The sequence below is a fragment of the Pseudomonas chlororaphis subsp. aurantiaca genome (assembly GCF_013466605.1).
GTDB lineage: Bacteria > Pseudomonadota > Gammaproteobacteria > Pseudomonadales > Pseudomonadaceae > Aquipseudomonas > Aquipseudomonas chlororaphis_I.
Window position 1 is genome coordinate 3,819,141 of sequence record NZ_CP059162.1, and the last position, 24,675, is coordinate 3,843,815.

At 61.2% G+C, this 24,675-nt stretch carries 22 protein-coding genes and 1 pseudogene; 19 read left to right on the plus strand and 4 right to left on the minus strand.

What is annotated here, in order from left to right; translation table 11 throughout:
* The first annotated feature begins 194 nt into the window (after positions 1-194).
* From H0I86_RS17355 to H0I86_RS17420, 14 genes are all read left to right on the plus strand, one after another.
* Positions 195-1,160 (plus strand): glycosyltransferase family 2 protein, encoded by a 966-nt coding sequence (locus H0I86_RS17355; protein ID WP_180921433.1) that lies wholly within the window; start codon positions 195-197, stop codon positions 1,158-1,160.
* Positions 1,153-2,289, plus strand: coding sequence for a glycosyltransferase family 2 protein (locus tag H0I86_RS17360; protein ID WP_180921434.1), 1,137 nt, complete (start codon positions 1,153-1,155; stop codon positions 2,287-2,289). Before H0I86_RS17355 ends, H0I86_RS17360 begins: the two co-directional genes overlap by 8 nt.
* Position 2,290: 1 nt before the next feature.
* On the plus strand, positions 2,291-3,289 hold the full coding sequence (locus H0I86_RS17365; RefSeq protein WP_180921435.1) for a polysaccharide deacetylase family protein: 999 nt from the start codon (positions 2,291-2,293) through the stop codon (positions 3,287-3,289).
* The gene (locus tag H0I86_RS17370; protein ID WP_180921436.1) at positions 3,286-4,596 is read left to right on the plus strand and encodes a lipopolysaccharide biosynthesis protein; all 1,311 of its coding nucleotides are present in this window, start codon (positions 3,286-3,288) and stop codon (positions 4,594-4,596) included. The genes H0I86_RS17365 and H0I86_RS17370 overlap by 4 nt, the downstream gene beginning before the upstream one ends.
* On the plus strand, positions 4,590-6,524 hold the full coding sequence (locus tag H0I86_RS17375) for a hypothetical protein (protein ID WP_180921437.1): 1,935 nt from the start codon (positions 4,590-4,592) through the stop codon (positions 6,522-6,524). The genes H0I86_RS17370 and H0I86_RS17375 overlap by 7 nt, the downstream gene beginning before the upstream one ends.
* The gene (locus tag H0I86_RS17380; protein WP_180921438.1) at positions 6,521-7,225 is read left to right on the plus strand and encodes a GNAT family N-acetyltransferase; all 705 of its coding nucleotides are present in this window, start codon (positions 6,521-6,523) and stop codon (positions 7,223-7,225) included. Before H0I86_RS17375 ends, H0I86_RS17380 begins: the two co-directional genes overlap by 4 nt.
* Positions 7,222-8,352 (plus strand): GNAT family N-acetyltransferase, encoded by a 1,131-nt coding sequence (locus H0I86_RS17385; RefSeq protein ID WP_180921439.1) that lies wholly within the window; start codon positions 7,222-7,224, stop codon positions 8,350-8,352. Before H0I86_RS17380 ends, H0I86_RS17385 begins: the two co-directional genes overlap by 4 nt.
* Positions 8,353-8,372: 20 nt before the next feature.
* Positions 8,373-9,155 (plus strand): ChbG/HpnK family deacetylase, encoded by a 783-nt coding sequence (locus H0I86_RS17390; protein WP_373369431.1) that lies wholly within the window; start codon positions 8,373-8,375, stop codon positions 9,153-9,155.
* 167 nt (positions 9,156-9,322) lie between these two features.
* Entirely contained in the window at positions 9,323-11,614 is a 2,292-nt protein-coding gene (locus H0I86_RS17395; protein WP_180921440.1) for a type VI secretion system Vgr family protein, read from the plus strand.
* Complete coding sequence (locus H0I86_RS17400) at positions 11,611-13,167, plus strand: hypothetical protein (protein ID WP_180921441.1); 1,557 nt, start codon at positions 11,611-11,613, stop codon at positions 13,165-13,167. Before H0I86_RS17395 ends, H0I86_RS17400 begins: the two co-directional genes overlap by 4 nt.
* A gap of 4 nt (positions 13,168-13,171) precedes the next feature.
* On the plus strand, positions 13,172-14,113 hold the full coding sequence (locus H0I86_RS17405) for a PoNe immunity protein domain-containing protein (RefSeq protein ID WP_180921442.1): 942 nt from the start codon (positions 13,172-13,174) through the stop codon (positions 14,111-14,113).
* Between the two features lie 206 nt (positions 14,114-14,319).
* A complete protein-coding gene (locus H0I86_RS17410; RefSeq protein ID WP_180921443.1) occupies positions 14,320-15,195 on the plus strand; it encodes a hypothetical protein in 876 nt (291 codons plus the stop codon).
* A gap of 75 nt (positions 15,196-15,270) precedes the next feature.
* Positions 15,271-16,152 (plus strand): hypothetical protein, encoded by an 882-nt coding sequence (locus H0I86_RS17415; protein WP_180921444.1) that lies wholly within the window; start codon positions 15,271-15,273, stop codon positions 16,150-16,152.
* A 261-nt stretch (positions 16,153-16,413) separates the two neighbouring features.
* Entirely contained in the window at positions 16,414-16,674 is a 261-nt protein-coding gene (locus H0I86_RS17420; protein ID WP_038579170.1) for a DUF2790 domain-containing protein, read from the plus strand.
* Positions 16,675-16,816: 142 nt separating this feature from the next.
* Here H0I86_RS17420 and H0I86_RS17425 read toward each other — a convergent pair whose 3' ends face one another.
* Positions 16,817-17,086, minus strand: a complete 270-nt coding sequence (locus tag H0I86_RS17425) for a DUF1652 domain-containing protein (RefSeq protein ID WP_096374174.1) — start codon at positions 17,084-17,086, stop codon at positions 16,817-16,819.
* 504 nt (positions 17,087-17,590) lie between these two features.
* Here H0I86_RS17425 and eco point away from each other — a divergent pair.
* A complete protein-coding gene (gene eco / locus H0I86_RS17430; protein WP_096374173.1) occupies positions 17,591-18,073 on the plus strand; it encodes a serine protease inhibitor ecotin in 483 nt (160 codons plus the stop codon).
* Positions 18,074-18,226: 153 nt separating this feature from the next.
* On the opposite strand, the pseudogene ilvA reads toward eco, so the two are convergent.
* Positions 18,227-19,234, minus strand: a pseudogene (gene ilvA, locus H0I86_RS17435) (threonine ammonia-lyase, biosynthetic); the annotation flags it as partial.
* A gap of 267 nt (positions 19,235-19,501) precedes the next feature.
* Here ilvA and H0I86_RS17440 point away from each other — a divergent pair.
* The 3 genes from H0I86_RS17440 to map all read left to right on the plus strand — a co-directional run bounded on the left by H0I86_RS17440 (position 19,502) and on the right by map (position 20,880).
* The gene (locus H0I86_RS17440) at positions 19,502-19,837 is read left to right on the plus strand and encodes a DUF2834 domain-containing protein (protein WP_180921446.1); all 336 of its coding nucleotides are present in this window, start codon (positions 19,502-19,504) and stop codon (positions 19,835-19,837) included.
* A gap of 78 nt (positions 19,838-19,915) precedes the next feature.
* Positions 19,916-20,119, plus strand: a complete 204-nt coding sequence (locus tag H0I86_RS17445; RefSeq protein ID WP_180921447.1) for a ParD-like family protein — start codon at positions 19,916-19,918, stop codon at positions 20,117-20,119.
* Complete coding sequence (gene map, locus H0I86_RS17450; protein ID WP_180921448.1) at positions 20,116-20,880, plus strand: type I methionyl aminopeptidase; 765 nt, start codon at positions 20,116-20,118, stop codon at positions 20,878-20,880. The genes H0I86_RS17445 and map overlap by 4 nt, the downstream gene beginning before the upstream one ends.
* A 4-nt stretch (positions 20,881-20,884) precedes the next feature.
* Here map and H0I86_RS17455 read toward each other — a convergent pair whose 3' ends face one another.
* Together H0I86_RS17455 and H0I86_RS17460 are read right to left on the minus strand one after the other, a co-directional pair.
* On the minus strand, positions 20,885-21,826 hold the full coding sequence (locus tag H0I86_RS17455) for a magnesium transporter CorA family protein (protein ID WP_180921449.1): 942 nt from the start codon (positions 21,824-21,826) through the stop codon (positions 20,885-20,887).
* Between the two features lie 7 nt (positions 21,827-21,833).
* Positions 21,834-23,420: a RimK family ATP-grasp domain-containing protein gene (locus H0I86_RS17460; protein ID WP_258019334.1), complete on the minus strand. Its 1,587-nt coding sequence runs from the start codon at positions 23,418-23,420 to the stop codon at positions 21,834-21,836.
* A 92-nt stretch (positions 23,421-23,512) separates the two neighbouring features.
* On the opposite strand from H0I86_RS17460, the gene H0I86_RS17465 reads away from it, so the two are divergent.
* Positions 23,513-24,619, plus strand: a complete 1,107-nt coding sequence (locus tag H0I86_RS17465) for a GNAT family N-acetyltransferase/peptidase C39 family protein (RefSeq protein WP_180921451.1) — start codon at positions 23,513-23,515, stop codon at positions 24,617-24,619.
* The last annotated feature ends 56 nt before the right edge of the window (positions 24,620-24,675 follow it).

The window sequence follows — 24,675 nt, forward strand, 5'->3', positions numbered from 1 at the left end:
CCTGTAGCCGCTGCCGAAGGCTGCGATCGAACGCGCAGCGCTCGCCAAACCAGCCTGCGCGTTTCTCCAGGCAGATCGCGGACTCAGGCTTTGCGCTTGCTACGCAACCGATCGCAGCCTCGCAGGCTCGGCAGCGGCTACACAGGCAATGCGCTGCGGCAGCGGCTACCGGTCAGGAACAAGGAAAGCCGAGCATGAAACGGATCAGCGTGATCGTGCCGATGTACAACGAGGCGCGCCATATCGTGCGCACCCTGGACAGCGTCAGCAGCGCCGCCGCCGTGGCGGGGCTCGAATGCGAGCTGATCGTGGTCGACAACGGCTCGCGCGACAACGGTCCGCGACTGGCCATGGACCAGGGCGCGCGGGTGCTGCATTACCCCGGGCTGTCCATCGGTGCCCTGCGCAATCGTGGCGCGGCCTGCGCGACCGGCGACTGGCTGGCCTTTCTCGATGCCGACATCGAGGTGCCGCTGAACTGGCTGCTGCTGTGGAAATCCGCCGAGGCCAGCCAGCGCGCCGATGTCTTCGCCCTGGACTGCGACGCGCCGCGCAGCGCGCCCTGGTTCGCCCGTGCCTGGCAGCGCCGCAGCCTGTCCGGCAACCAGCAGGAACGCCTGCTGCAATGGCTGCCCACCCCCAACCTGTGCATGGCCCGGGTCTGGTTCAACCGCATCGGCGGTTTCGACGAGGGTCTGCGCACCGGCGAGGACAAGGATTTCGGCCTGCGCCTGAACCGCGCCGGCGCCCGGCAGCTGAGCCTGGCCACACCCGTGGTGCGGCACTGGGGCTTCGAGGGCAGCTGGCGCGAATGGAGCGGCAAGGAGTTCTGGCGCCAGAGCAGTCATGTGCAGTTGCTGCGCAATGGCGGGCTGAGCCCGCGGCTGCTGCGCTTCCCCCTGCTGTGCCTGGCCACCGCCCTGCTCAGCCTGCTGGCCGTGCTCTGCCTGCTCGGCGGGCAATGGCCGGCGGCCCTGCTGGCCCTGCTCGGCAGTGCCCTGGCGCCCCTGGGCCTGGCCCTGCGCCAGAGCTACCGGCACCGCGACCCGCTGTTTTTCCTGCAACTCTGGCTGCTGCACTGGCTGCGCCTGCACCTGGGCGCCGGTGCTCTGCTGCAGGGCCTTTTCAACCGTACTGCCGTGAGGCCCGATCGTGGCTAAGACACTCTTCTGGTTATGCCTGCTGTTGCCGGTCTACGCCTGGGTCGGTTACCCGCTGATCCTGGCACTGATCAGCCTGTTTATCCGCAAGCCCCGGGTCGAACCGGGGCCGCCCTTGTCGGTCAGCGTGATCATTGCCGCGCACAACGAAAGCCGGCACATCGAGCACAAGCTGCGCACCCTGCTGGCCCAGGACTACCCGGCCAGCGACCTGCAGATCATCCTCGCCAGCGACGGCTCGACCGACGCCACCGTGGCCACCGCGCTGGCGATCCACGACCAGCGGGTGCTGGTGCTCGACCTGCCGCGAGTAGGCAAGGCCGGAGCGCTGAACGCCGCGGTGGAACTGGCGCGCAACGAGATCCTGGTGTTCACCGACGCCGACAACCAATGGTCCGGCGACACCCTCGGCAAGCTGCTCGCCCCCTTCGCCGATCCGGAAGTCGGCGCCTGCGGCGGGCATATGATCATCCCCACTCCCGGCCACGCCCTGAGCCTGGGCGACAGCCTGTACCGGCACTACGAAGCCTGGCTGCGCGAGGCGGAAAACCGCACCGGCTGCATGGTCTCGGCCGACGGCGCGCTGCTGGCCCTGCGCCGCGAGCTGTTCGAGCGGGTTCCGGCGGAGGTCAACGACGACTTCTTTATCAGCACCTGCGCGCCGGTGGCCGGCAAACGCATCGTCTACGTCGAGGAGGCCCAGGTGCTGGACCAGGGCGTCGATGAAGTCGGCAAGCAATACCGCCGGCGCCTGCGGGTCACGGTCGGCGGCTTGCAGAGCCTGGCCCAGCGCCGTGGCCTGATGAATCCCTGGCGCCACGGCTTCTACGCGATCGCACTGATCAGCCACAAACTGATCCGACGCCTGGCGCCGGTGCTGTTGATCCCGCTGCTGCTCAGCAACCTGTGGCTGTGGAACGCCGGGGCCTTCTACAGCCTGTGCCTGATCGCCCAGCTGTGCGGTTATGGCGCCGGCATTCTTGGCCTGCTCGATCAACGCGGGCGTTTGCCCAAACCCTTTCGCCTGGCCGGTTTCGTCCTGGTGACCCTGGCCGGCATGAGCATGGGCCTCTGGCAATTTCTCCGCGGGCAGCGCTACAGCCTGTGGAACCCGCAGCAGAACCGCTGACATGAAGCTCAAACAACACTTCAAGCGCCTGGCCGGCACTGCCTACCTCAATAGCTTCGGGCGCACGCGCCTGAGCGAGGCTGGCGTGGTACTGATGCTGCACCGGGTGCTGGCGGACGAGCACGCGGCGAACCTGCCCCATCGCGGGCCGCTGTGTGTCGGCCATAGCAGCTTCGAGCACCTGCTGCGCTGGCTGCGCCGGCATTTCGACTGCGTGCCGCTGGAGCACCTGCTGCTGTACCCCGGCGGCGATCGCCCACGGCTGGCCCTGACCTTCGACGACGGCTGGCGCGACAACGCCGAGCAGGCCTATCCACTGCTGGAACGCCATGAAGTGCCGGCGAGCATCTTTCTCTCCACCGACTTTATCGGCACCGGCAAGGCGTTCTGGTGGGAAGCCCTAGGCGAGACCCTGTGGCGCCAACCCGAGAGCATCGCCGGCCGGCAATTGCAGGAGCAACTGCGGGTGCTGGGCGTGGTGCTGCCGGCCAGCCTCAGGCAGCCGGGTACTGGCGAGGCCCGCAGCCGTGACCTCGGGCTGTTGTTGCAACGCCTGAAAACCCTGGCCCCGGACAGCCTGCAATTGCTGGCCGACAGTTGCCCGCGGGACGCCGCGCCCCATAGCCTGGACTGGAGCCAGGTCAAGCGCCTGGAACGCTCCGGGCTGGTGCGCTTCGGACCCCATGGGGCCAGCCACGGCATCCTCACCCAATTCGACAACGCGGCCCTGAAGGACGATCTGGCACGCTCCCACGCCTGCGTGCAACACCATTGCGCCGCGCCGCTGCCAATCTATTGCTACCCCAATGGCGACCATGACCCGACCGTGCGCCAGGCCGTCGCCGACCTTGGCTACCGTTATGCCCTGGGCACCGCCCCGGGGCTGATCGAATCCTCGCGCAACGAGCCCCTGGCCCTGCCGCGCATCGACGTCAGCCAGGCCAGCGCCCGCCGTCCGTCACTGCTGGCCTGGCGTGTGTTGAAAGGGGCGCGGGCATGAAGCGCAACGGCTATGTCTGGCACCTGCTGCTGAGCATGGGCACGCGGCTGGCGATGATCGCCATTCGCCTGTTGCGCAACGTGCTGCTGGCGCGCCTGCTGGGCCCGGCGGATCGCGGCCTGTTCGCCCTGCTCAGCGCCCTGCCCGACCTGATCGCCGCCCTCACCAGCGGCGGCCTGAACACCGCGGTGGGTTATGAAGCGGCGCGCCAGCGACCGATGGGCCTGCTGCTGACCCAGATCCTTATCTATGGCTGCCTGCTGGCCGGGACGTTGACCGTGATCGGCCTGCTGCTGATGAACAGCCTGGGCCAGGACTGGTCGATCACCACCCAGCTCGGCCCCTTCGCCTGGTTGTTGTTGCTGGCGGTCCCGCTGACCGTACTCAAGAGCGGCCTGCTGACCCTGCACAACGCTGACGGTCGGGTCGGCGCGTTCAATGGCCTGCGCCTGCTGGAATCCCTGGTGCCCTTGCTGCTGTTTGTCGTGCTCTGGTGGCTGTGGCGCGACCAGGCCCTGTCGGCGGCGCTGGCCGGCTGGCTCGGCGGCACGCTGCTGGTGGTGCTGGCGGGCTGGTACTGGCTGAGGCGTTATCACCGGTTGCGGCTGCGCTGGCAGCCGGGCGAGCAAGGCAAGCTGCTGCGCTACAGCGCCCAGAGCCACCCCGGCGTGCTTTCGCAGCAATTGATGCTGCGCTGCGACTACCTGTTTATCGGCGCCCTGCTCGACCCGGTCGCGCTGGGCCTGTACGCCATGGCCAGCGCCGCCGCGGAACTGCTGCTGATCATTCCCGAGGCGGTGACCACGCCACTGATGAAGCGCCTGCTGCAACAGGGCGCAGGCATCGAACGCCTGACCCCGCTGGCCCTGCGCATCACCGCCACGGTAATGCTCGGCGCCTGCCTGGGCATGGCGCTGGTCGGCCACTGGCTGATCGTCAGCCTGTTCGGCGAGGCCTACGGCCCGGCCTATCCGGCCCTGCTGGCGTTGCTGCCGGGGCTGTTCGGCCTGTGCTACGCGAGCATCCTGCGCCTGGACCTGCTGGGCAAGCAGCGTCCCGGCGCGCTGTCGTGGCTGCTGGGCGGCGGCGCGCTGCTCAACCTGCTGCTCAACGCGGTGTTGATCCCGACCCTGGGCATAGTCGGCGCCGGCCTGGCCTCGTCCCTGGCCTATCTGGCGGTGAGCCTGGCGATGCTGGTGATGTACTGCCGCCTGAGCGGCGTGGCCTGGTACCGCACCCTGCTCCTGCTGCCCGAAGACCTGATGCAGTTGCGCGCGCTGCTGCGCCCTCGGGAGGCGGCATGCTGAAAACCGCTCTCTACCCGCTCCTGGCCCTGCTCAGCCTGGCCCCGGGCGCCCACGCCGACTCCATGCAGTGGTCGAGCATCCGCGACGGCAGCCTGTACCTGCGCGTCGTCCAGCCGGACCGGCTGAAGATCGGCTGGAGCCCGGCCTGGCAGAGCGACGCCAATCGCGAGCAGCTGTACCTGCTGCAGCCCGGTGGCCAATTGTTCAAGCAACTGGAGATCCGCGCCGACCAGGCCTATGGCGAACAGGACATCGAGCTGCCAGCGGCCGCGGGCGACTACCGCCTGCAGATTCCCGGCTACAGCTTTCGCGGGTTCAGGGTCAGCCACCGCGGCAGCACGGCGGCGCAATTCGAGCCGACCAAGGTGCATTTCAGCGCCGAAGTGCACAGCGGCGCCGAGCTGTTCTTCCGGGTCGCGGCCGGCGAGCAGGCGATACTGGCCGGCAAGTATTACGGCGGCGTCAGCGTATTGCAGGCCAGCCGCCTGAGCGATGGCGCCAAGGTCCGCCTGGAGCTGAAAGAACACCCGGCCTACGGGCAATTCGATCAGGTGGCGCTGCCGTCGGCCGAGCGTGACGAAGTCTGGCGCCTGGCCCTGGGCGGCTCCGGCAAGGCGGCGTTCTGGCTGGACGGCACGGCCAATCTGTTTGCCCAGGAGGTCCAGCAACTGCACCCGCTGGACCCGCCCCGGGGCGAGGCACGCCTGCGACTGCAACCCCAGATACTCGGGGCCACGCCGCGCCTGGGCATCGCCCTGCCCTATGCCCAGCCGCCGCAGTCCACCTTCGGCCTGTTGCAGGCGATTGGCGCCCGCGCGGCCAACTTATACAGCTTCGTCGATGTGATCGAGCAGGAGCCCGAGCGGGAAATCGGCTTTCGCCGGCTGTACCGCGAGCGCTTCGGGATCGACCGCGACATCACCCTGCTGGCCGGCACCGGGCGCCGCGCCGTGCTCGCGGCGCACGCCCAGAGTTTCGCCGGCCTCGACGCCTGGCTGGCCGACAGCGTGCGCCTGGCCGGCAACGGCCTGCATTACCTGGCTTTCGCCGACGAGCCCAACCTCAACTACCCGGACTACAGCAGCTACGCCCTGTACTTCGAGCAGATGCTGGCCCGGGCCAAGGCCAATCCCGAGGCCCGCGCGGCCGGGGTGCGGATCGCCATGCCGGCCAGTTCGCGGCTGCTCGACGGGCCGTTCCGGGTCGGCGCCGGGCAACGCCGCGGCATCGACTGGGCGCGCAAGCTGCTGGAGCGGCACGGCGAGGACATCGATGCCCTGGCCTGGCACGAATGGATGGTCCGCGACCTGCTCGCCACCCGCCGCTACCGCGACAGCGTGCGCGCCGCCGCCGAGCTGGTGGGCCTGGATGCCGCGGGCCGGCCGCGCAAGGCCCTGCTGCTGAGCCAGACCAATATCTCCAGCGGCCGCGATCTGAGCCCCTACCAGCAGGACACCCATTACGCCGGCCTGTGGTGGGCCTCGGTGGTGATCAACGCCTCGGCGGACGGCCTGCTGGACATGCTCAACTGGTTCCAGGCCGCCGACGAGCCGGACTACCCCAAGGGCATGCTCGCGCAACGCAGCGCCAACCAGTTCAGCCTCAAGCCGGTGGCCGTGGCCCAGCAGTTCATTGCCCGGCACTGGCTGGCCCATGTGCAGGCCCTGGACAACCCGGCGTTCGAGGTCGATGCCCTGGCCATGAGCGAGGCCGGTCGCCACAGCCTGCTGGGGGTGAACAAGGCGTCGCGGGTGCAGGCGGTGAGTCTCGACGGCCCCGGCGACCTGTGCCAGGCCGCGCCGCTCAAGCTGAGCCTGCTCGGCCCCGACGACCAGCCTCGCGACGCGACCGTTGAATGCCGCGATGGCCGGGTGCACTTCGAACTGCCCGGCGAAACCCTGTTTGCCCTGACCTGGAAAGCCTTATGAGCCGATTGAGCGCATTGCTGGAAAAAATCCGTCGCAAGGGCCTGCGCGACAGCCTGCGGGTCCTGCGCGAGCGCTACTTCTATTACCACTGGGAACTGCTCAGCGTCGAACGCTCCCTGGCGCTGCCGGTGCCCTGTCCGGTCACCACGCGGCGCTGGCCCCAGGTGCCGATCGAGCGCGCGCTGCTGCCGGCCTTCGACAAGTACTTTTCCGCGCAGTTGCCGGCGATCCGCGGCCTGCTGGACAAGGGCTGTCGCGGCTACGCCCACCTCGACGCCAACGGCAACGTGATGCTGATGATCTGGATCAACGAGCGCGACTACTACGACGATCAGCTGTACCGCTGCTGGATCCGCATCCCGCCGGGCTGCATCTATCAGTTCGCCGGCGAGTGCGCCCTGCCTTACCGCGGCACCGGGGTGGTGGTGCTGGCGCAGAAACTGATCTGGGAGCACTACCGCGAACGCGGCTTCAAGACCACCCGGGCGGTGGTCAACGTGCGCAATGAGGCGGCGCTGAAGATGCACATGCGCATGGGTTTCACCGAGGTCGGCGAATCGATCCACGTCTATTGCCTGTTGCGCTGCCTGCATTTCCATCGGCGCGTGCCCTATCACCAGCCCCGCCTGCTGCACCTGCGCAAGTCGCGACCGACGGCACAAGCAGGCACCTCGACCGACACCGGTAGGGAGCCGCTGTGACAATCCGCTTCGCCTGGCGCACCAGCCTGCTGGACCATGACTTTCCCGCTGCCGCTTTCGAGCAACTGCGCAACGCGGTCGAACTGGCCACGCCCTTCAATCGCCTGGTCTGGCTGCGCGGCGCCGAGCAGGCGCTGGACGCCGGGCAACGCCTGCGGGTGCTGCTGGGCTGGCACGGGGAACGGCTGGTGCTGTGCCTGCCGTTGCTCCATGGCCGCGAGCACAAGGCCGGCCTGCCGTTACAGGTGGTGCGCCACCTGGGCTTCCCCCTCAGCGACCGCCTGGCGCTGCTGGTGGCCGAGGACGCACTGCCGGCCATGCCCCGGGCACTGGAGGAAATCCGCCGTGAGCTGCCCCACGCCCTGCTGCAGTTAAGCGAACTGCTGGCGGCCGAACCCACCCTGGCGGGCTGGCGCGAACACAGTTGGTACAGCGCCTGCGCGATCAGTTGCCGGGCGCCGGAACACTTGATCATCGAAGCCGACCGCCAGGAAGCCCGGGACAAGAACCTGCGCTACGAGCTGCGCCGGGCGAAAAAACGCTGCGCCGAAATCGACGCCCGGGTGATCCGCGTCAGCCCCGATGGCGAGGGCATGGACGCGTTGCTGGACTTTATCGGCGCCGTGGAACAGGCCAGCTGGAAAGGCGCGGACGGCCTGGGGATCTTCTCCGGCGCCCAACGCCAGCAGTGGATGCGCAGCGCCCTGCGTGGGCTGGCCGCCGACGGCTGCGTGCGCGTGGTGCTGCTCGAACACCAGGGCCGCTGCATCAGTTATCGCCTGGGGCTGCTGGAGCGCGGGCGACTGTACGACTACAACATCGCCTTCCTGCCGGACTACGCCAGCTTAGGCAGCGGCCGGCTGCTGCTCGACGAGTGGATTCGCTGGGGCCTCGACGAAGGCTGGCGGTGGGTCGATGCCTCGCGGGTCAGTCTCAGCCGCTCCAGCCATCAATTGCACGAACGCATGAGCGGCCAGGTCGAGCACCAACGCTGGAGCTTCTATTCGCGCCGCCCCGACGGCCTGCTGCTGGGCCTCGCCGATCGCCTCTGGCAGGCGCTCAAACCCCATATCAAAAACTGGCGCGAACGCCGTGCCGCCCGCCACCAGCAAGAGAGCCGACCTTGAGCGCTACTTTGAACAGCCGTTTGAACAGCACAACGACCGCGGCGAACCTGCCGGCGGTAATCGTCAACGCCGACGACTTCGGCCTCGACCCCGAGTACAACCAGCTGACCCTGCGCGCCTTCGAGCGTGGGGTGATCAGCTCGGCGACCCTGATGGCCAATATGCCGGCCTTCGAGGACGCCTGCCGGCTGGCCCGCGAGAACAGTCTGCAAGGACGCATCGGCCTGCATTTCAACCTGACCTACGGCGAGCCGCTGAGCGTGCCGATCCGCAGCCAGCGGCGGTTCTGCAACAGCAGCGGCGAGTTCGACCTCAGGCTGCCGCGCTCGGTGCTGCACCTGCCCGCCAGCACTGTGGCCGCGGTCCGCGACGAACTCCAGGCGCAATGGCAGCGCTGCGTCGACCAGGGCCTGCGCCCGAGCCATATCGACTCCCATCAGCACGTGCACAACCTGTGGCCGATCGCCCCGATCGTCGCCCGCTTCGCCGCGCAACAGGGGGTGCCGGTGCGCCTGGCGCGCAATGTCGGAGGCAATATCGGCCTGGCCAAGCGTCTGTTCAAGAGCGCCCTGAACCGGCGCATCGTCCGTTTGAGCGGCGCCACGGTGGCCTTCGTCTGCACCCCGCGGGACCTGCTGCAAGGCTTGCGGCCAGCCGGTGCGCTGGAGGTGGTGGCCCACCCGACCCTGCTGGCCGACGGCGATTTCGGTGACGATTACCTGCCCGAGGGGCAGTCCCTGGACCGGTTGCTCCGGGAAACCCTGAGGGGCCATCGGCATATCGCCTACAGCCAGTTGCGCTGATACCCGTAGGGCGTTAGCCGGATCGGTTGTCAGGCCTAAGGGATAGTTGGCGCGGACATTTCTGAATGTTCCAGGGGGGCGGATGGCGGCGGCCGACCCTGCTTGAATCGACTGGCTTATTGCTGCACCATCCGCCCCCTGCTTATTCAATGGATGGATTTCACGGCATGCTGGATGCTAACGCTACCCATATTTCCCTGACGATCGAAGGCGCCTCGGTCGACCTTCAGGTCCTCAGTTTCGTTGGCCGCGAAGCCCTCAATCAGCCCTTCTGCTTCGATATCGAACTGGTCAGCGCGCGTCCCGACCTCAAGCTCGAAGAACTGTTGCACAAGCCGGCCTGCCTGACGTTCGGCAGCACGGGTAAAGGCCTGATCCATGGCCTGGTGTACCGCATCGCCCAGGGCGATTCCGGGCGCAAGCTGACCCGCTATAGCATCAGCCTGACCCCGCAGCTCAACTACCTGCGCCACAGCGTCAACCAGAAAATCTACCAGCACCTCAGCGTGCCGAAGATCATCGCCCAAGTCCTCGAGGCCCGCGGCATCCTGGCCGACGCCTACAGTTTCCAGCTCGGCGCCACCTACCCGGAGCGGGTCTACTGCACCCAGTACGACGAGTCCGACCTGCACTTCATCCAGCGCCTGTGTGAAGAAGAAGGCATTCACTTCCACTTCCAGCACAGTGCCAGAGGCCACAAGCTGGTGTTCGGCGACGACCAGACGGTGTTCCGCAAGCTGGCGGCAGTGAACTACCAGCAGGATTCCGGCATGGCCGCCGAGCAGCCGGTGATCAAGCGCTTCAACCTGCGCCTGGAAACCCGTACCAGCCGCGTCAGCCGCCGCGACTACGACTTCGAGAAACCACGCCTGCTGCCCGAGGGCGCGGCCAAGTCCGGGGTCATGCCGGACCTGGAAGACTACGACTACCCCGGCCTGTTCACCCAGCAGGCCCGCGGCAAGCAACTGGCGACCCGCGCCCTGGAACGCCACCGCAGCGACTACCAGCTGGCCGAAGGCAAAGGCGACGAGCCGAGCCTGGTCAGCGGCCACTTCCTGACCCTGGCCGCCCACCCGCGCAGCGAATGGAACGACCTGTGGCTGCTGCTGGAAGTGATCCATGAGGGCAAGCAGCCGCAGGTGCTGGGCGAAAACATCACCAGCGACGTCACCCGCAACAAGGACGACTTCCACCAGGGCTACCGCAACCGCTTCCTCGCCACGCCCTGGGACGCCCACTACCGCCCGCCGCTGGAGCACCCGAAACCCAAGTCCCTGGGCAGCCAGACCGCGGTGGTCACCGGACCCAAGGGTGAAGAGATCCATTGCGACCAATACGGCCGGATCAAGGTGCAGTTCCACTGGGACCGCGACGGCCTGGCCGACGACAACACCTCCTGCTGGGTCCGCGTCGCCAGCGGCTGGGCCGGCAAGGCCTACGGCGGCATCGCCATCCCGCGGATCGGCATGGAAGTGCTGGTGACCTTCCTCGAGGGCGACCCCGACCAGCCCCTGGTCACCGGCTGCCTGTACCACAAGGAAAACGTGGTCCCCTACGACCTGCCGGCGAACAAGACCCGCAGCACCTTCAAGACCCTCAGCTCGCCGGGCGGCAAGGGCTACAACGAACTGCGCATCGAAGACAAGAAAGGCGCCGAGCAGATCTACCTGCACGCCCAGCGCGACTGGGACGAGAACGTCGAGCACGACCAGCGGATCCGCGTCGGCAACGAACGCCACGACACGGTCGAAGCCAACACCCTGACCGAACTCAAGGCCGAAGAACACCGCATCACCCACCTCGACCGCAAGAGCGAAATCCGCGCCAACGACCACCTCACCGTGGCCGTCACCCAGCACGCCAACATCGGCACCGCGCAATTCGTCGAAGCCGGCCAGGAAATCCACTACAAGACCGGCAACATCGTGGTCCTGGAAGCCGGCGCCGAACTCACCGCCAAGGCCGGCGGCAGCTTTGTGAAGCTCGATGCCGGTGGCGTGACCATCAGTGGGGCCGACGTGAAGATCAATTCCGGCGGCGCGCCGGGGGTGGGGACAGGTATTGCTTCTCTCTTACCACTCATTCCCGGCGCAGTCGCTGTAGACAGTGCCGGTAACTTGATGGAAAGCGCCAAGGCCAATCCGACCTGGCTCGAACTGAACCTGCACTATAAAAACCTTGAACCTGTTCCTGGTGCGTCCTATCGCGTCGAGTTTGCCGATGGTTCTACTCGTGAAGGTGTTTTGGATGCAGATGGTTTTGCACGTCTGGAAGATGTCCCCAAAGGTCCCGCCAAAGTTTACTACGGGGAGGATCCACGACCTTATGATCGAGAGGCAGTCAAGGTCGTTGAAAGTTCTGATGAAAAGATCAACGACGACTTGCGCAAGCTGGGGCTCGATCCTGATCAGATAGATTTGCAGGCATTGATTGAGCAAGCGGCAGGGAGGCTGGTATGAGTGGTGTCACAAATGCTTCAGGAACCAATGATCGTAAGGAGGCCTACAAGGAGGCGGCAGTCGAATTGGCCAAAGGCATTGCCTTGGGAGCTGTCCCCTTTCTCGGTCAAGCGATTGATGCCTACGACACCGTAGAGTCCTGCGTGCTGTTGTACAAATCCGATAGCGAGTCCGCAAAGGAAGATGCTCAGTTCGACTTGTTGCTGGCAATTATCGGATGGGTGCCTGGACCTGGAGACGGGCTGAAAAAAAGTCTGCGTATCGTCAATCGCAACCCACAACGATTTGCCCCAGTATTATTCGACCTTCTGCGTTTTGTCCTTGATGAGTGCGGCATAAAATCCAGTCCTGAGGCATTGCTCGAACAGATGTTCAACGCTGGAAAGCTGAAAGCAGAAATCGACGACATCATCGGCGGAGTTAAAGGTTCCAGTACCTTCAAAAGTCTGCCCAACTGGACTCAATCAGCCGTTGTAACAGTGCTTGCAACATCGCGTGACAACATGCCAGCCATGATTGGAATTGTTGAAAAGCGATTAAAAAAGTGGAAAGGCATGCAACGTAACAGTTCGGCAAGCTCATCCGGTACAAGTCGGCCTGCTCATGGTAAAAAGCCAGCGAACAGAGATGCAGTTGTTGCCAATAGTGGTAAAGATGGGGCGAGCAACACTCACTCAAATAAGATTGATAGCTCCAATATCGGAACTCAGGCCTTGCCCAGTATTCTTAATGAAGGGCTTGGTGTAAGTGGTGAGCACATTGCTGACTATATTTGTGCTGTAAAGTTTGGATGGGGGAAGGACTGGGACGGACATGATAAGGGCAGTGATGGAAAATGGCTCGAAGGAACCCCTGACGCATCCAAGAAGGGCAAACTTTCGCAAGGTGGAAGTCCAAAGACAAGGCATGCTCTTTACAAGCTAACGGATGGTGCAAACGGTACGGGTATCGATGCTGTATGGCGTGCCAATCCAGCAACCAACAATGGAGAAAAGTTTGCCATTGTTGAGGCAAAAGCGAGTCGCGACGAAGATGCTCCGAAGTTCATGCGCAAGCCGAATAATACACGTAAGCCTGGAGTTGGATCTCGACTCGGTGTATCTGGCCTAAGCGATCCTAGTGAGCTGATTGAACCGGTTGAAGATAGCTCGACTCAATCAGGGAAAAACACCCGAACAGTTGTCAGAGGAAAGAAAAGCACCTCGCCGCAAAAAGTCACTCAAGGGACAACGGGAAAATCTAAAAACATTTTGGTTCAAATGAGTTCAGAATGGATAGCTGAAAACATTGGTAAAGCGGTATCAGGGCGTCTATTAGCAGCACAGGTAATCAACTCCTACAGCCGCCATCTCTTTTATGCCCCGCTTTACCACCCTAGTTCGAGCCCCAAAGAGCACGCGCAAGCACGACTGGACGGTGATATTGAAAGTGCTCATGCAAAACATGAAGCATTCCATTATGGCGAAAGCGAAGTAAAGTCATTTGTTAATAAGCGCAAGAAGTCGCTAACAAAAAAACATGGCGCATTAAAAAACTTAAAGATCGAGGCTTAAACAAATGACCAAAAGACAAAAATTTCTAAGTGACAATCAGTATAAAATATTTCTGAAGGAGTCCGATGAGGTAACCAAGTTCTTTGAGTCCAATCGTTTCAAGTCTGAAACTGACGAAGAAGAAAAGTCTCTCAGAGCAAGACACTTCCAACGCTTGACTCTTGACAAATTATTTATCACCTATACCGCAGGCCAGCCAATAGAGGCTCTTTTGCCGATATTGGAGGAAGTAATTGAAGGATACGAAACTTGGCAGCGAGCACTGGCCTTACATGAGGGAATCATAAATATTTCGCCTCTTGCAATTGATGACTGGTCTTACCAATACGAAGAATGCGTTCAAGTTATTTCTCTTTGTATTTTGCTTCACCGCAAGGACTTATTGAAGCGTTTTGTGGCCTTGATCGATCAAGCAGGTTATGCAGGCGACGATACGCTATACGAAGATCTACTTAGAAAAGTCCTTCCAGAAAGACATGACGTGGATCAGTGGTACCATGATTCGTATACTCTTTTGGTTCGTGCCATTTATGCAAGCAGTCAAAAAGAAGCATCTGAACTATTAAAAAACTATTGTAAAGACTGGTACTCTGAATTTGAACAGGCGCCTTGGCATGACTCTCACTTACAAGGTGACGAGGGCAGTTATGTCGGCTATTGGGCTTTTGAAGCTGCGGCTGTAGCTTTTTTGTATGATATTGACGACAGTCAAGTTGACAACCCGGTTTATCCAAAAGATTTGACTGAGTATGCTAGAAACTATAAATCGCTGAATTCACCTCAAGTTAATCGTATTGAGTCAGGCAAGCCCTGCAGTCGTTCGGGTTACTGGTTCACCCCTGCCCAGACTGGTTCTCGTCGCTATTTCAATCAAGGGGACATCATGCCTTGCTTCAGCGACTCTGATTGGGGCGACACACTTTGGTACTGGTCAGGCGAAAAGTAGAACTCGACGGAAGCCCTCTTAGAATCTTTTGTAGGTAGAGGGCCACCTCAACTGTTTTCTCATTACACCCTGAGTTTCAGAACTCCAGTTAAACTAACTACATGAAGCTCATTCATCCCATGAAAAACAGTAGCACCCGTTGATCAAAGCCGAATACCCTACATGGAGATGCTGATATCAAGTATCGCTTTCTGGAAAAACAAAACATGAGAAGACTGTACTACCTTATCATTATTACCTTTCTGGTCGGCTGCAATAAAAGCGAGAACACATATGCAAAAAGCCAACTCATCCACATAGACCTCAACGGATCTGCGCAAAGCCTACTACAAAAGAGTCCGGTCGAGTTCTCTAAAGACTGCATGAATGCAGTGGATATGTGCTGGTATAAAATCCAGAGTCCTTCCAGCATAAACCTTCCTTCAGTAGATATCAGCCTTGACAATAAAATATTAAATATCAATCAGGTTTCAGATATCACAACTGCTGTCAGCAAAGAGTTTGGCGAAAATCTGAGCAACCTCAAGTTGACCTTGCGCGGCCTTCCAGACAACAGCCTCCACAAGGATCAAAGAGATTTTATCTATGCGCTGATAAACTCTATAAAAGCTGTGGGATGGCAGCACTACTTCTTTCCATCTGACCCTAGAGTAAGTGATTCACAGGCAAAAAAGATAAACAGCCCAGATGATGTACTTGGATTTTATGTAAGCAGCCATCCCTGGCTGGATCCGGACTATGAAATGGACATGGACTCCTGGCTTAAAGTCGGCTCCTTCTATAATTGGTATTTTTTCAAGGATGGAGTTCATTTAAATCTTCGCGCCTGGCGAAAAAACTCCAAAGATACACCTGGTGAACGCGGAACTTACCTAATCACCTTGAATTTCAAAACTGAGGAATTCTACTGGCTTTCTGGATTTGAAGAGAAAAATGAACGACGTAACTGGAGAGAGTTACTCCCTGCACGTTTGAAAAAATATGCTGAAATGCGGCAAGAACGAGAAGAAAAGGTACGCACAGTAGGTATTGAGGTGGATGAAAGCTACCAAGACCCTCAAATCAAAGCTCTAGAGAAATGAGAAATTTTATCACGGCATCGCCTTCCATGGACCGGTTAGTGGGATCGTTACGATCGCCAGTTAGAGGAGCAAGGAATGAAAACACTCTGGTTACTGTCCCTTGTCTTGCTCGTTGGCTGCGATGGCTTTACAAATGAAGGCACGTACAAGATTAAAAAAGAAACCAAGAGCATAAATATTCAACTAGGATCGCCTGTTGAAGACCTACTTAAACAAAGCCCTGTCAAGTTCAGCTCCGACTGCCTGGCTGCCGCCAATATATGCTGGCACGAAATCAATAAAAGCAGGGATAACCAGGACCTATTGAGCCTGAGCATCACTCAACCTGAGAGTGCCCTCAAGTTGGATCAGGTCGTGTCCCTTGGCATTGTGGCTGACGATGCCGTTTCCAAGAACATCGAGGAGGTTGAGGTTACGTTCCGTGGCTTGCCGGATAACAGCACACACGAAGAAAACCGGACGCTGATCTACGGCCTCATAGACAAGCTGAAAGCGGCGGGATGGCATAAATACTACTTCCCTTCGGACCCACGAATCCCAGGTTCCGAACTGGATAAATTCGACTGGAAAAAATCGGTATTCGGGCGAAGTCCTTTGAGCCATCCGCTCTTTGATCCAGACAGAAAAATGAGTCTTGAGCAGTGGGTAGCATCAGGCATGTTCTATGACTGGTACTTGTACAGTGGCGACTACCTGGCTCACATCAAGGTCTTGCGAAACTCGGCGGTCGCCTCGAGAGAGACCGGGTCCTATTTGATAAAAATCGAATTCACCTCACTGAATAGCTTTTGGCAAAGCAGCTTCGAAGAGGAAGAGCGCCCTGACTGGAAGAAGCTATTTCCCGAGCACTTGAAAGCTCTTTTACTGCTTAGATCGGAAGCCGAGTCCAAGGCAAGAACTGCAGGAGTGAAAATTGACCAGAGTTACCAAGCTCCCGCCATGGAACTGGTTAACTGAAATAGTAAAAATGACCCGAAAGGCAGGGGGCTTCCCTTGCCTTCAAGCCTCACACTGGGATTGAACAACGGGTAAACATTTCTGCCCACAGCCCCTTCCCCTGACCGATCTCCCTTCACACCACAAATCATTAGCCCCCTACTTAATCTTCGATTAATCCCGCCGCCCAAAACTGTACGGGGCCGCGCAGCGCAGAATCCTCTGCCGCCCTCCGCGGCGTGCTCGATGGCGGTTTGTGTCGGGCTTATCGGAGAAATGCTCATGAACATGCGTATTTTGCTGGTCGGGGCCTTGGCTTTTGTCGGGGCCGTGGGTGTGGCTCAGGCGGACACGGCTCAGGTGCAGCCGGTGCCTTATCACTATGGCATGCCGCTGAATGTGGCCAAGGTGGTGTCGATGACCGAGCCCGCGACGCCGGAGTGCAAGGTGATCACCGCGGACATGACCTTTATCGACAAGGCGGGCAAGCTGGAAGCCATCAGCTACCGCAAGTTGTCGGACGCCTGCAGTTATCAGAACTGAAGACCGCCCTGCTCTACCGCGCGCAAGGTTGCAGGCAGCTCTGTGAGATTCAGGCGGGGATTTTATTCGCGGTGAGGGTCGGGTTTGCGCCTGGCCCGGGATCTATCCAGGCCAGGCAGGCAACGCTGGCAAAGCCGACCGTTCAATGAACCCTGGATTTCAGGGTGATGGGCTGGCTTCCCGGATGATTGGCCAGGTCGTAGCGCAGTTCGGCGATCAAGTCGTTGATTTCCCGGCAGCCGTTGAGGCTCGCCGCATCGATGCCGGTGACCACCAGGTCCACACGGTCGGTTTCATGGTCGCCATAGACTTTCACAGTCATGTGCAGGTCGGGGCTCAGGGTGCACTCGCAGCGTTTGGGCAGGAAGCTGCATTCAATGATATTGCGCAGTTCCAAGGCAGATAAAAACATGGCAGATCTCTCCGTTGGTGCAGTGGCCATTCAATGATGGCAAGAATATCGTCTCGGGATTCCACCCCCGAAATACGGCGTACGGCATGACTAAACCTCCCTGGAAGAGAAAGCCAATTCCTAGACTAGGCCGTATTTGCGCTTCTACTAAATTCTTTTTTGCTCTGAGTAGTGGGCTTTTTTCACGTGATGTCCCGATACCTCCGTCAGGGGGATGACCTCCTGCGAACGGGTGCGGCCGACTTCTCGCTGATAGCGAATGGAGCATTAAGCGTGCCGTCTTCGTACGCGTTGTCATGCCGTGATAAATCATCGGGTTATAAAGCGCTATCGGAGGATTGCGTCGTGCAGACTGCCGGATTTGCCGTTGGTCACCCGGCAATTTGCCGGAGTGAAATGGCCACGGTTTGCATGACCGGGCGTTACCCGGTCAAACTGCCCGGCGTTTCAAGCAAACGGCTCCCTCCATTGGCAGAGCCGTCGATCAACCTGCAAGGAGGCCTTATGCGCTTTTTTCCTGTTTCCACCGCCATCGCTGTGCTGTTGAGCGGTATTTCCACCCTGAGCCATGCGGCCAAGCTCGAAGACGTGGCGCCCTACCCCAAGGCCGAAGACGGTTTTGTGCGCCAGGTGATCCATCTGCCCAAGCAGGCCAAGGAAGAGGAGTTCAAGGTCGAGGTGCTGGCCGGCAAGACCCTGACCGTCGACTGCAACCGTCAGCGCCTGGGCGGCACCCTGGAAGAGAAGAACCTCGATGGCTGGGGTTACCCCTACTACCGCCTGGACAAGGTCAGCGGCCCGATGAGCACCCTGATGGCCTGCCCCGAAGGCACCAGCAAGCAGGCCTTCGTGCCGGTGGTCGGCGAAGGCTTCGTGCTGCGCTACAACAGCAAGCTGCCGATCGTGATCTACGCCCCCAAGGACATCGAAGTGCGCTACCGCCTGTGGTCCGCCTCCGATAAAGTCGAAAAGGCCCGCGCGGAATAACCCTGCCTTCGCAGCGGCTACATCGCAGGTGATGTAGCCGCCAGGCCAGGCAACGCGGTGCAGCAGTGGTTCGGCTGGCGAGCGCTTCGCGCTCGTGCGCAGGCTTCGCCAGCGGCTACATGACACCCGTCAGCCTCACGCCAATGCACCAGCTCCCAAGGCCGCGCGCTCGGCCACCTGCCCCAGGCGATCGAAGTTGATATTGGCTCCGGAATCGATGGCCACCAGGGTTTCACCCTGCACGCCGCTGCGGGCCACGTACTGCTTGATCCCGGCCACCGCCAGCGCCCCCGACGGCTCGGTGATGGAACGGGTGTCGTCATAGATGTCCTTCATCGCGCAGCAGAGTTCGTCGTTGCTCACCGTAAGCACCTCATCGACCAGCACTCGGCACAGCTCGAAACAATGGGCACCAACCTGCGCCACGGCAACGCCGTCAGCGAAGGTGCCGACACTGGGCAGCAGCACCCTTTCCCCGGCGTGCAACGCCTGCTGCAGGCAGTTGGAGTGCTCGGACTCGACGCCGACGATGCGCACCTCGGGCCGCAGGTATTTCACATAGGCGGCGATGCCGGCGATTAATCCGCCACCGCCCACCGGGACGAAGATCGCATCCAGGCGTCCGGAGTGCTGACGCAAAATCTCCATGCCCACCGTGCCCTGGCCGGCGATCACGTCCGGGTCGTCGAAGGGCGAGACGAAGGTCTGGCCGCTGCTCTCGGCCAGTTGCAGGGCATGGGCCAGGGCAAAGGGAAAACTCTCGCCATGCAGCACCGCCTCGGCGCCACGGCTGCTGACGCCCTGCACTTTCAGCTGCGGCGTGGTGGAAGGCATGACGATGGTCGCCTTGATCCCCAGTTCCCGCGCCGCCAACGCCACGCCCTGGGCGTGATTGCCGGCGGATGCGGTGATTACCCCACGACGCTTCTGCTCGTCACTGAGCTGCACCAGCTTGTTGTAGGCACCGCGGATCTTGAAGGAAAAGGTCGGTTGCAGGTCCTCGCGCTTGAGCAGCACCTGGTTGCCCAGCGCCGCCGACAAGGCCGGCGCCGGTTGCAATGGCGTACGCACCGCCAGGTCGTAGACCGGCGCCGCGAGAATCTTCTTCACGTAGTGCTCAAGCAGGTCCAGTTGCGTGTCGGGCTCGGCGGGATGGTTCATACGGCTCTCCTGGCTGTGTTGAAGGCCCCGGAGACAGAAAGAAAAAAACCCGCCTCTAGGGCGGGTTGGGTGCAGTCGTCAGCAAGCCCGCCAATCAGGAATGGCGGTAATAATGCTTGGCTGGGAACGCAATGCGGAAAAAGTCATGGCCAGGAAATTAACCGGCGCGCTGCTGGCAAGTCAATGGCCAATTCTTTGAGGCGGCCGCTGCCTGCGCTACTCGCGGCTCGCTTCTCAGCCCTCATTCAGCCACCAAGGAAGGAACCCATGAAGTCTGTCGGATTGCCGTTGATTGCCCTGATCGCCTTTGCCGGCTACACCTTCGCGGTGATGCTGCAGGCGGAACAATCGCTGATCGAGTTTGGCCTCAGCCTGATGTCCCGCCCCGACACCGCGCAGGTGGTGATCGACCTGTACCTGCTGGCGACCCTGGCCGGTATCTGGATGTACAAGGACGCCCGCTCCCGTGGCCAGTCCGCGCTGTCGGTGCTGCCGTATCTGCTGCTGACAGCGGTGTTCGTCTCCATCGGTCCGCTGTTGTATCTGGTGGTTCGCGGCCTTCGTCAACGCCGGTCCGCCCGCCCTGCCCGCCAGCAGGCTTGAGCCCGATCGAGCGATTGTCGTTTGCCGACGAATATATGAAACGTATATGCTTCGTATATTTACCAGGACAGAAACCCCGTGGGCATCGTCAAGATTTCAGATCAGCTGCATGAACAGGTCCGCGTCGCCAGCGACGCCATGGATCGCTCCATCAACGCCCAGGCCGAGTTCTGGATCAAGATTGGCCTGCTGGCCGAGCTCAATCCGCACCTGGCCTACAACGACCTGATCAACAAACTGCTGCTGAACAAGAGCGACCTGATCCGGGGGCGCAGCGAATGACCCAGGCCCTGATCAAGACCCCGCAACAACTGGCGCTGATGCGTGAGTCCGGGCGCCTGCTGGCGACGGTGTTCACCTTTCTCGACGACCTGGTCGCGCCCGGCCTTTCCACCATGGAGCTGGACACCGCGGTGGAGCGCTTCATTCGCCACGACCTGGGCGCCCGCCCGGCCAGCAAGGGCCAGTACAACTACCCCTACTCGATCAACACCTCGATCAACGAGGTGGTGTGCCATGGCATGCCCCATGAGCAGGCCATTCTCAAGGACGGCGACATCATCAACATCGACATCACCCTGGAAAAGAACGGCTTTATCGCCGACTCCAGCAAGATGTACCTGGTCGGCAACGTCAGCCCCAAGGCCCAGCATCTGGTCAGCACCACCTTCGAGGCGATGTGGCAAGGCATCAAGGTGGTCCGCCCCGGCGCGCGCCTTGGCGATATCGGCCACGCCATCCAGAAACACGCGGAAACCCAGGGCTACAGCGTGGTCCGCGAGTATTGCGGCCACGGTATCGGCCGGCAGATGCATGAAGAGCCGCAGATCCTGCATTTCGGTCGCCCCGGCACCGGCCTGGAGCTGCGCGAAGGCATGGTGTTCACCATCGAGCCGATGATCAACCAGGGCAGCGCCCGGGTGCGCGGCCTGAAAGACGGCTGGACCGTGGTCACCCGCGACAACCGCCTGTCGGCGCAGTGGGAACATACGGTGGCGGTGACCCGCGACGGCTATGAAGTGCTGACCCTGCAACCGGCCTGAAGGCTCAGGCGCACTTGCCGCTGCCGCCGGCCAGGCGCCTGAGACCGAGCACCATCCCCCCTGCCGCCAGCAGCATCGCCACGAGGAACAGCGGGTAGGCGATCCACCAGGGGGTGCCGGCGGTCATCATGCTGAATTCGGACATGCCACCGATGCTGGCGATCAGATTCAGCGGCAGGAACACCACGTTGATCAACGTCAGTTTGCGCAACAGGCTGTTCATGTTGTTGTTCATCAGGTTGCCGCGCGCGTCGATCAGCCCGGAAAACACCGTCGAATAGATCTCCGCCTGCTTGTAGCACTGGTTGTTTTCGATGATCAGGTCGTCGATCAGGCCGATGGCCTCGGCGCTGAAATGCGCCTTCTCGGCGTGGTTGCGCAAGCGGGTCAGCACCGCGCCGTTGCTGTGAATGGCATTGATGTAATAGATCAGGCTTTCACTGAGGTTGAACATCTGGATCAGGTGGCGGTTTTCCATCGAGTCGTTGAACTGCTGCTGCAACTCCCGGGCGACCATCTTGATCACCTTGAGGTGCCCCAGGTAGTGATGGATGTTGTTGGACAGCAGGTCCAGCAGCACATCCAGGGGGCTATTCAAGGCCTGGCGCGCGCCCAGGCCGCTGAGCTGGCTGTCGTCATGGGCGATCACCAGCAGCCGTTGCGGGGAAAACAGCAGGCCGCAGGACGACACCTCGAACGACAGGCTGCCGCCGCCGGAATAGTTCTCCGGGCGCTTCCAGATCAGGAACAGGTTGTCCGGGTGGAATTCGATGCGCGACACCTCGTCCGGGTCCAGGGCCGAGGCCAGGGCATGCTCGTCGAGCTTGAAGCCGGTGCGCAGCAGATCGCGTTCGGCGGGGTCCGGGTTGCTGAACAGCATCACCTCGGCGTCCAGACGCTCCACCGCCAGCAGGCGGCCCTGGCTCAGCTGATAGCTCTTGATCATCGGCCGTTCACCAGGCCTGTCCGCGGCGCTTGAGCTCCAGGCGGCGGACGAACTCCTCGAGCACCAGGGAATACAGGTCGTCGCGCAGGTAGGCATCTTCGATACCGGCGTCCAGGTTGGGGTTGTCGTTGACTTCGATCACCACCACCTTGTCGCCGGACTGTTTCAGGTCGACGCCGTACAGGCCGTCGCCGATCAGGTTGGCGGTCTTCACCGCCAGCTCCACCACCGCCCGCGGCGCCTCGTGGATCGCCAGGGTGCGGCATTCGCCGTTGATGTCCTGGCCCTTGGCCTTGTGGTTGTAGATCTGCCAATGGCCCTTGGACATGAAGTACTGACAGGCAAAGATCGGCTTGCGGTTGAGCACGCCGATGCGCCAGTCGTACTCGGTGTAGAAGAACTCCTGGGCCAGCAGCAACACCGAATGCTCGAACAGCTCGGCGGTGGCCTCCAGCAGCGCCTGCTGGCTCTCGACCTTGATCACCCCACGGGAGAAACAACCGTCGGGAATCTTCAGCACCAGCGGGAAGCCCAGGCGTTCGCCGACCCGCTCGAAATCTTCCGGTCGCTCCTTGTAGAGAATCTCGGTGGCGGGCATGCCCAGCTGATGGCTTTTCAGCAGATCGGTCAGGTAGACCTTGTTGGTGCAGCGCAGGATCGAGGTCGGGTCGTCCATCACCACCAGGCCCTCGCTTTCGGCCTTCTTGGCGAAGCGGTAGGTGTGGTTGTCGACGCTGGTGGTCTCGCGGATCAGCAAGGCGTCGTATTCGGCGATCCGCGGGTAATCCTTCTTCTCGATCAGCTCGACGTCGATGCCCAGGCCCTTGCCGACCCGGACAAAGTTCTCCAGCGCCCGGGCGTTGGAAGGCGGCAAGGCTTCCTGGGGGTCATGCAGAATGGCCAGGTCATAACGGGCCAATCTTTTCGAGCGCGGCACGCGCCAGATCTTGCGACTGAAACTGTCCAGGGAGTGGGCGAATTGATCTTCCTGATCTTCACGCAACTTATGTAAGGCACCGGACTTCACGCCTTCTATATGCCAACCGTTAGTTCGCTTGAAGTCCACCAGCAATATCGGACAGGGGAAAACTTCGAATAACTGGCGGGCCAATTCCTGCAACGGTTCGATATGGGTCTTGCCGAAGTACAGGGTCAGGGTAAAACCTTCGGTATCGCTGTAAAGATGATTGCTCAGGGCCTTTTCCAGGGTTTTATCCAGGTCGTCCAGGGCCAGCCCGTAGAGCGACTTGCGGGTCAGTTCGCTGATGGTGCGCACCGAGGGAATCACCTTGTGCCCCCGCGCCTCGGCCAGCAGCGAGCAGTAGTAACCGTGGCCCAGGTACTTGTAGCTGCGGCACAGGTTGATCACCTGGACCCGCTTGCCGGGCTGGGTTTCGCGGGTCTGTTCCAGGTACTCCTGGGCGCTGAGGATGTCTTCGCTGGGGAAGTAGGAAGCCCAGTCTTCCTTGCGCTCGACAATAATCACCAACTGACTGGAGGTTTCATTCACCGCTGAAAAATAATTAACCGGCGTTATTGTCGCCGGCAGACTTTGCTCGGATACTCCACGCCAATGACCTTGTACCGCTGACATAATGTTTGATCCGCTTAAGAACAAGACCTTTTCTATTAAGCACGAACTTTTCTGAAAGTCTCGTTTCGTTACGCAACTTTTACGGCGGTTATATGGATCTTGTCTTTCGCATTGCCACACCTGAGGATTTGCCCGCGTTAGTGCGACTGGAACAGCAGTGTTTCACCACCGATCGCCTGACGCTGCGCAGCTTCCAGTGGATGATCAGCCGCGCCCATGCGCGCCTGATCGTCGCCGAGCAGGCGGAGCAGTTGCTGGGTTACGCCCTGGTGCTGTTCCATCGCGGTACGTCCCTGGCCCGCCTGTACTCCATCGCCACCGCGGTCGAGGCCCGCGGGCTGGGCCTGGGCAAGCGCCTGCTGGAGCGGATCGAGGCCTGCGCGCGGGAGCACGACTGCGCCTACCTGCGGCTGGAGGTGCGCGCCGACAATCCGACGGCTATCGCCCTGTACGAACGCAGCGGCTACCGGCGCTTCGCCGTGCTGCACGATTACTACGAGGATCACGCCGATGCCCTGCGCCTGGAAAAGCGCATCCTGCAGCATCGCGAAACCCGCAATATCAGCGTGCCCTATTACCAGCAAACCACCGATTTCACCTGCGGCCCGGCCTGCCTGTTGATGGCCATGGGCGCGCTGCAACCCGGACGGGCGCTGGAGCGACGCGAAGAGCTGCAACTGTGGCGCGAGGCGACCACCGTGTTCATGACCTCCGGGCATGGCGGCTGCAGCCCTCAGGGGCTGGCGTTGGCCGCGTGGCGCCGGGGCTTCAGGGTGAGGCTGCAGGTCAATACCCGCGGGCCGCTGTTTCTTGGCGGAGTGCGCGACGAGCATAAAAAAGACGTCATGCGCCTGGTGCACGAGGAGTTCTGCGCAGAGCTGGATAGCAGCGACGTCTTGCAGGTGCTGGGCGGCCCGCTGGACCTGCCGAGGCTGCTGGCCGATGGCGGCCAGCCCCTGGTGCTGATCAGCAGCTACCGCCTGACCCGCTCCAAGGCCCCGCATTGGGTGATGGTCACCGACTGCGATGAGGAGTTCGTCTACCTGCACGATCCCGATGTCGACCACAGCCAGCATCGCCAGCCTATGGATTGCCAGCACCTGCCGGTGAGCCACGGTGAGTTCGCCAAGATGTGCCGTTTCGGCAGCGGCAAGCTGCAGGCGGCGGTGATCCTCTACCCGGCCGCAGTGCCTCTGTAGGAGCGAAGCTTGCTCGCGAAAAATCCTCGACGATAACGCGTGTTGGCAGGATGAAT

Bases quoted from the DNA above. Each gene is read 5' to 3' on its own strand.
- H0I86_RS17355 (WP_180921433.1), top strand. From the start codon at position 195: ATGAAACGGATCAGCGTGATCGTGCCGATGTACAACGAGGCGCGCCAT.
- H0I86_RS17365 (WP_180921435.1), top strand. From the start codon at position 2,291: ATGAAGCTCAAACAACACTTCAAGCGCCTGGCCGGCACTGCCTACCTC.
- H0I86_RS17370 (WP_180921436.1), top strand. From the start codon at position 3,286: ATGAAGCGCAACGGCTATGTCTGGCACCTGCTGCTGAGCATGGGCACG.
- H0I86_RS17375 (WP_180921437.1), top strand. From the start codon at position 4,590: ATGCTGAAAACCGCTCTCTACCCGCTCCTGGCCCTGCTCAGCCTGGCC.
- H0I86_RS17380 (WP_180921438.1), top strand. From the start codon at position 6,521: ATGAGCCGATTGAGCGCATTGCTGGAAAAAATCCGTCGCAAGGGCCTG.
- H0I86_RS17395 (WP_180921440.1), top strand. From the start codon at position 9,323: ATGCTGGATGCTAACGCTACCCATATTTCCCTGACGATCGAAGGCGCC.
- H0I86_RS17400 (WP_180921441.1), top strand. From the start codon at position 11,611: ATGAGTGGTGTCACAAATGCTTCAGGAACCAATGATCGTAAGGAGGCC.
- H0I86_RS17405 (WP_180921442.1), top strand. From the start codon at position 13,172: ATGACCAAAAGACAAAAATTTCTAAGTGACAATCAGTATAAAATATTT.
- H0I86_RS17410 (WP_180921443.1), top strand. From the start codon at position 14,320: ATGAGAAGACTGTACTACCTTATCATTATTACCTTTCTGGTCGGCTGC.
- H0I86_RS17415 (WP_180921444.1), top strand. From the start codon at position 15,271: ATGAAAACACTCTGGTTACTGTCCCTTGTCTTGCTCGTTGGCTGCGAT.
- H0I86_RS17420 (WP_038579170.1), top strand. From the start codon at position 16,414: ATGAACATGCGTATTTTGCTGGTCGGGGCCTTGGCTTTTGTCGGGGCC.
- H0I86_RS17425 (WP_096374174.1), bottom strand. From the start codon at position 17,086: ATGTTTTTATCTGCCTTGGAACTGCGCAATATCATTGAATGCAGCTTC.
- eco (WP_096374173.1), top strand. From the start codon at position 17,591: ATGCGCTTTTTTCCTGTTTCCACCGCCATCGCTGTGCTGTTGAGCGGT.
- H0I86_RS17440 (WP_180921446.1), top strand. From the start codon at position 19,502: ATGAAGTCTGTCGGATTGCCGTTGATTGCCCTGATCGCCTTTGCCGGC.
- map (WP_180921448.1), top strand. From the start codon at position 20,116: ATGACCCAGGCCCTGATCAAGACCCCGCAACAACTGGCGCTGATGCGT.
- H0I86_RS17455 (WP_180921449.1), bottom strand. From the start codon at position 21,826: ATGATCAAGAGCTATCAGCTGAGCCAGGGCCGCCTGCTGGCGGTGGAG.
- H0I86_RS17460 (WP_258019334.1), bottom strand. From the start codon at position 23,420: ATGTCAGCGGTACAAGGTCATTGGCGTGGAGTATCCGAGCAAAGTCTG.
- H0I86_RS17465 (WP_180921451.1), top strand. From the start codon at position 23,513: ATGGATCTTGTCTTTCGCATTGCCACACCTGAGGATTTGCCCGCGTTA.